General features: G+C 25.4%; 7 protein-coding genes. 4 read left to right on the top strand and 3 right to left on the bottom strand.

Translation table 11 applies throughout. The annotated features are described in order from the left end of the window. The coding region (locus RWY47_RS12240) for a VanW family protein (protein ID WP_316030341.1) at positions 1 to 1,169 on the top strand (1,169 nt) is incomplete at its 5' end. An 18-nt stretch (positions 1,170 to 1,187) separates the two neighbouring features. On the opposite strand, the gene RWY47_RS12235 is transcribed toward RWY47_RS12240, so the two are convergent. Further along, complete coding sequence (locus RWY47_RS12235; RefSeq protein WP_168931215.1) at positions 1,188 to 2,084, bottom strand: glycoside hydrolase family 73 protein; 897 nt, start codon at positions 2,082 to 2,084, stop codon at positions 1,188 to 1,190. Positions 2,085 to 2,229: 145 nt separating this feature from the next. Here RWY47_RS12235 and RWY47_RS12230 point away from each other — a divergent pair, with 145 nt between their 5' ends. Then, a complete protein-coding gene (locus RWY47_RS12230) occupies positions 2,230 to 2,814 on the top strand; it encodes a DUF2284 domain-containing protein (protein ID WP_025161901.1) in 585 nt (194 codons plus the stop codon). A 67-nt stretch (positions 2,815 to 2,881) separates the two neighbouring features. Continuing rightward, positions 2,882 to 3,163, top strand: a complete 282-nt coding sequence (locus RWY47_RS12225; RefSeq protein ID WP_021431256.1) for a hypothetical protein — start codon at positions 2,882 to 2,884, stop codon at positions 3,161 to 3,163. A gap of 47 nt (positions 3,164 to 3,210) precedes the next feature. Here RWY47_RS12225 and RWY47_RS12220 read toward each other — a convergent pair whose 3' ends face one another. Both RWY47_RS12220 and RWY47_RS12215 read right to left on the bottom strand, forming a co-directional pair. Further along, positions 3,211 to 5,046: an FUSC family protein gene (locus tag RWY47_RS12220; RefSeq protein ID WP_224170308.1), complete on the bottom strand. Its 1,836-nt coding sequence runs from the start codon at positions 5,044 to 5,046 to the stop codon at positions 3,211 to 3,213. Between the two features lie 253 nt (positions 5,047 to 5,299). Continuing rightward, the gene (locus tag RWY47_RS12215; RefSeq protein WP_025162606.1) at positions 5,300 to 6,469 is read right to left on the bottom strand and encodes an AI-2E family transporter; all 1,170 of its coding nucleotides are present in this window, start codon (positions 6,467 to 6,469) and stop codon (positions 5,300 to 5,302) included. 183 nt (positions 6,470 to 6,652) lie between these two features. Between RWY47_RS12215 and RWY47_RS12210 the strand changes: the two genes are divergently transcribed. Continuing rightward, positions 6,653 to 6,829, top strand: a complete 177-nt coding sequence (locus RWY47_RS12210; RefSeq protein ID WP_021431259.1) for a hypothetical protein — start codon at positions 6,653 to 6,655, stop codon at positions 6,827 to 6,829. Positions 6,830 to 6,863: the final 34 nt, after the last annotated feature.

Raw genomic sequence — 6,863 nt, 5'->3', positions numbered from 1 at the left:
GAATAGGGATTAATAAATCAGAAATTGATACTTCATCTAAAATATATAAAAATATATATGTAGAAGATATTGATATTTCATACTTAACATTTAAGGAAGCACTAAATTTGGTTGAATCTAAATATAAGGAAAAGCCAATTAAATTAATCTATGGAGACAAGACTTATGTTATAAATCCATCAGATATAAATTTGAAATTCAATAAAGATAAAGCTATTAAAGAAGCTTATTTTTTTACTAGAAATGATGATATATTGGTAAACCTAAAAAGAAAATCAAATTTAAGATTTAAGGACAAATACAGTATAAAATTAATTAGTACCTATGATGAAGTTAAGTTAAGTAAACTAATTAATGATATCTGCAAAGAAATAGATATAAAAGAAGTTAATGCTACTATAGCTATAAACGATGATGGTTCTATTAAAAGGACTGAATCTAAACATGGTAAGAAAGTTGATAAAATTAAGCTAAAAGAATCCATATATAATATGATATCAAATAAGAACATAAAAGATTTAAAAATTCCAGTAAATACTGTTAATCCTAAAGTAACCACAGAAAATGTTAACTCTATAAATACAGTACTAGGTCAATTCAGTACTACTTTTAACTATACGACTTCTAGAGGGAATAATATAAATGTTGCAGCAAGCAGTACCAGCGATAAATTGATAATGCCTCATAAAGAGTTTTCATATAATAATTCTACAGGCGCTAGAACATGGCATAACGGATATAAAACAGCTAAGGTTATAGTTGGTGGCAAATATGTAAATGGCGAAGGTGGTGGAGTATGTCAAGTGTCTACCACAATATATAATGCTGCATTACTTTCAGGAATGAATATATCAGAAGTTCATAATCATACATTTGTATCAAAATATGCACCTGCAGGTCGAGATGCTGCAGTATCTTATGGGTATACAGATTTTAAATTTGAAAATCCCCTTATGCATCCTGTTTATATTAAAAACACAGTAAATAAAGGAGTTATTACATCTAAAATTTATGGATGTGATAAAGACAGAGAAAGACTTTACCTTATAACAAAAAGCAATTATGAAGAAGATAAAGTTAAGGTAGCTACTTATAGAGTATATTTAGATGAAGAAGGAAATATCATTAGAGAAGAACTTATAAATAAAAACACATACAAAAAGAAATAAGAGAATAGAACATTTGTTCTATTCTCTTATTTCTTGAACATAACTATCGATTAATTGTAAGTTGTATTGTTGAATTATCTCTATTAATAAGTTTTTATATGTTAAATTCCCACTTTCATCTGAAACTGTACTATACCCAGCACTTTGAAGTTCTTCTGCTTGTTCTATATAAGTAGCTTTAGTAAGAACTTCTTTATATCTAGGATTTTCACTTAAAAATTTTGCATGGTCTTGTATAGATTCTGCTTTTGTTTTATACACCCTAAATTTATCAGTGATTACTTGATCATAATACTCACTAGTCTCTATATTAACATACTCACCTTTCCACGCATTATTTGCTTTTATTCCAAATAAATTATTATACTTAGAAGATAGTTCAGATTTACCCCAATTAGACTCAAGTATAGATTGAGCTATAGTAATAGATGGTAAAATTTTGTACTTATTATAATTATAGATAGCACTATTTTTTACAGAGTCTATAAATGTCATATATTTTCCATCTGGGCTTAGTCTAGATGGTTTTAACCCAAAATATTTTAAATCACTTACATAGTCATGAGTTCTCTTAACTTCTTTAGAGCTAAATTCAAGCTTCTTTAAGACATCATCTAAATTTAAAATTTTGTATTTTTCTCCATCTTTAATTATGAATAAATTAGCAATATTTTTTATTTCATCATTACTCACATCTTTAAAATTATTTTTATTTTGTACCCCTATTATACTTGCTACATACTGCCAATTAACTTGAGCTTTTGAACTACTCACTTCGTCACTACATTTTATAAATTGATTGACATCTATTTCGTTTTTATTAATCTCTTTTAAAGTAAATACATTTACAGCCCAAACAAAAGATAAAACAAATAATAATGCAATCCCACTCAATATAAACAATTTTTTCCTCAAAAGACACCTCCAACTGCTATAAAATCACAAAACATACAAATAATTATACCACTTTTTGTATATTTTTACTGTAACAATGTTGTAAGATGTATGATGATATAATAATATTATAGTATCAGTAAAAAATATATATAGGAGTGTTACTATGATTACACTAAATTTTAAAAAAGATGGAAATGATATAAAACTAAAAGCAAATATATGTAAAAATAAAACTTTAGAAAATTATATGGATTTTAACTATTTCACAGGCCTTTGTAAAGATGGATGTCCTCACTATAATTTAAGTTATACATGTCCTCCAAATAGTCCAAAATTTACTGACTACACAAAAAATCACGAGTACTCTTTGGTTTTAGCAATGTATATGGATGTTGATGATAACAATTCAATAGAAACTGTGCATCCGTATCTAAGAAAAGTGTTATCTGATTTACTTATACCATTAGAGAAAATATTTAATGGACTTTTATCAGATGGGGGACGTTGTAGATATTGTGAAAAATGTACATATATAGATAACATCCCTTGTAGATATCCTGATAAAATGCGTTTTAGCATGGAAGCTATGGGAATTGATTTAGACAAAGTGTGTAAGGATATTTTAAATCATTCAATTTTATGGAGTAAAACTGGTGAAGCTAATTACTGCACAGTACTCGGCTCTATAAATTTTAATGGGGATTTTAGTGAAGATGACTTTAAACAAGCTATACTAAAACTTTTATAATCCTAATAAAATTAGTTTACTTTGGATAAACTTAATTGTGATGACAATATTAATTTGGAGGTAAACTATGGATAATATGAGTGAAATGAGAAATAGACTAGATAATGGTAATTATGATTTAACACTTGAAATAGGCGAAAATGCTTACTTTAAAACATATGATGATGTTGATGAAAAATCAGCTGAAGATGTTGTAAGAAATTACTTAAGAAGTAATGCAGATGATGCGCAGTTTAGTGATTTAGAAATAAAACATCACAGAAATAAACACACAGTAAGTGTTTGCGCAAAGTTAAATTATAATAATGATAAACACACAGATTATTCAAAAAGAAATAAATTAATGTAAAAAAAGAAATTAGTAAATCATCTGATTTACTAATTTCTTTTTTTAGCTTATGCATATACTTTAATAACATCTGAATTTTCAATTATATACAGTAGATTTTTACATATTACTTTATGATCTATATCATTTGTAGTTTCAATATCTTCTATTATTAAATCTTTAGCTTCTTCTAACTGCGCTAAATTATAGTATATAGGCATTTCATTGTTTCTTTTAAATTTTAAATATATGCAATACATACTATTAATTAATAATCTCTTTTTATTTAAGACTTCATATTGATTTTTATCTTTTACTAAATTATTCATAGATACTAACTTATCTTCTAGTAGGTTAGATATTAATAGAAGATTTTTTACTTTATGAAGATTTCCATCACCATCCACCGATAGCTGAACTTCTGTTTCCATTTCTTTAATTACATTTCTATACATATCTAGTAGTACTTCATATGCAGTGTTTGCATTATATGGCAATATTAACTTGTTTATAATTAACGCTATAATAATACCTAATGCAATAAATGCAACCCTATTTACAATAAATACATCAGGTGAAGTAAGCATACTAACAGAACCTATAGCTGATATTGTAATACATATCATTTCATATTTATAATCTATTTCTTTTGCATAACCACTTATATATCCAGTGAAAATTATAATAATTGCTCTCAAAGTCGGATCTTTAAATATTGAAAACAGTATAAATACTGATATACACCCTAAAATAGTTCCAAATAGTCTTTTCTTCGTTTTAATTATTCCATCTTCAGTGTATGGTTGTATAACAGAAAATATAGTATATAATATCCATCGACCTTCCTTTAAGTTGAAATAGTCCATTATAAATCCACCCAATGCAATTCCTATAGCCACTTTTGTAGCATAAGTAAACTTCATAGACTTAGTACTTATATGATCTTTGTAAATATAAGATTTTTTGAAATTATATGGAATTTCTAAATTATCATAGATATTCTTTTCACTGCTATTACTTGTATACTCGTTTAAATAAAAATATATATTTTCCATTGCATCGTAAAATTCATATAACTCTGTACTCATCGAATTTTTAAAATTTATTTCACTTTGATTTATATCTTTATTTAAATAAGACTTTAAATTATTTAATTCGTAGCTAATTGTTGATAAATCTTCACTATTATACAAACTTGTATCTTGTCTATAATCATCTAGCATAGTATTTATTCTTTCAAAATTAAAAACTATATTAAAAACATTAGATCCATTACCAGTCAAGAAGAAACCTTTTTTTCTATTATCATAAATAATAGTTTTTATTTTTCTCATTGAATTGTTTATTTTTAAATCCAAAGATTCACTATAGTCATTTTGATCTTTTAAGTATTCAGCTTTTTGGGCTATATAAATACCTAAATCCATTAATACTTTATCACTAGTTTTTTCTAATTTATTTTTATTAACTAATATTTGTGAAATCATTATTATTAAAGCCCCAGCAGCTAAAGATGTTAGTCTTAAAGGTAGTTGATCTAAGCTCACAGGCGCTCCAATCATAAATAAATATAACAATCCAAATGCTACATCCAAATGGCTTCTTAAATTATAACTAAATAGGTATGCTACTATAAACATAGCTACTAAATTACAAACAATTCCTAAAAATATATTTTGAATAGCTAAAAAAGAAAATACTCCTAAAAATAAATTGATTCCTACCAATTTAAATGTATTTTTAATTGGAGATATGGCTAAGTTTCGTTGTAGCAGCATTAGCAACATAGTTATAACTATAACACCTATTAAAGAATTTTCTTTTCCAAATATAGAAATAAAAATATTTATGAATGCAAATATAAATATAAACAGTAATGTTTTAGGTAAAATCTGTTTTTTCATAAAACCTCCTTTTCGAATTATATTTTAAATTTTTACGATAATATTAATTTTATCAGATTTATTATTTTATTCAAATTAAGTAAAATTCGAAACCGCACGTACTTTAAACTTAAATAGATACTTTTATTTAATTACCTATCAGACATTAAGTAATAAAGATTCTATAAAAAAACTATTCCCCAACAAACGTTTGAATCTAAATTATAAAAGTAAAAAAACTACCTAAATTTAAATTTAGATAGTTTTTTTATTTTTACTTTTTAAGATAGTCGTTCGTATTAATAGGTAGACCTTTTTTATCTAATTTTTCCTCTATTACTTCCTTAATAATTGAGTAAATTATTGCAAATAAAGGAACACCTATAATCATTCCTACTAAACCTAGGAACTTTCCTGCAACTAATAATGAAAATAAAATCCAAAATGCTGAGATACCTATAGAGTCTCCTAATATTTTAGGTCCTATTATATTTCCATCTAATTGCTGAATAACTATAATTATTAATATGAACCATAATGCTTTTATTGGTGATACGAATAGAATTATTATGGTTGCAGGTATAGCCCCAAAGAAAGGCCCAAAAAATGGGATTATATTTGTTATACCTATAATTACTGATATAAGTAGTACATATGGCATTTTGAATATAGTAAGTACTACAAAAGTAAGCACCCCTATTATTGCAGAATCTATTATTTTTCCGCTCAAGAATTTTCCAAATGTATCATTACTTCTATCAACTAACTGTAATATTCTTTTAGAATGTTTTTCATTAAACACTGCACATACTACTTTTCTTCCTAATGCACAAAACTTTTCTTTATCTATAAGCAAATAAATAGATATTATAACTCCAAGGACTATATTCCATATACTAGATGCTACTATTCCTAAAGCTTGTCCTACCACTGGTAGTAATCCCGCAGCAACGCTTATAAAATAGTTTATAAAATCAGTAAGTTTTGTAACTGCTATATCTAAATATTCCTTATCTACATTCAAATCTTTTGTATATTTAGTTAAAAGATCTGATAAATTAGTTAAATATGTAGGTATATCATTAACAAGCCCAAGCATGCTTTCTACTAATTGAGGTAATACAAATTGAATGAATAAAGCTAATAAGATAAATGCTACTATATAAGTAAGTAAAAGCCCTATAGCCCTCTTACTTTTAGGCTTTAATTTATTTAATTTGTTTTTACTAAGCATTCTTTCTTCAACAAATACTAATATGAAATTTAATAGATAAGCTATAACAGCTCCTATTATAAATGGTTGAAGCGTAGATATAATACTGCTTATTTTACCCATAAACACACTTGTATCACTTGCAATGCGATAAAAAATAATACTACAGCAAATAACTATAAACGAATACACAGATATAGTCGTATATTTACTGTTCCAATTTACTTTCATTTTTACCTCCTAATATAATATATAAACTTATATCTTTAATATAAGCATTAAATGGTATTAAGTGTCAATAGATTAGAGTATAAATTCATATAAAATTCTATTTGACTACAAAATTTTATTTAGAATAAATTTAATGTTTTAAGCTTAAAATAACTATATACTTAAAACAAAGGAGATTTAAAAATGTCTAAAAAAACTAAAACTGAATTTAATAATCAATGGGCAAATTCTTTAAATAATTTAACAAATAAGTCAGAATCTAAACAAAAAAATGAAAACAATAATCAATGGACTTCAACTTTGAAAAATTCTTCAGAAGCTTATTTAAAAGATTCATCTTCTACAAAGAATATAAAATAATCATTTTATTTTAATTAATGACTATGTCTAATTA

Origin of the sequence: Paraclostridium sp. MRS3W1 (genome assembly GCF_032465715.1) — a bacterium.
Classification (GTDB): domain Bacteria; phylum Bacillota; class Clostridia; order Peptostreptococcales; family Peptostreptococcaceae; genus Paraclostridium; species Paraclostridium dentum.
This window is presented reverse-complemented; position numbering and strand designations above follow the sequence as displayed.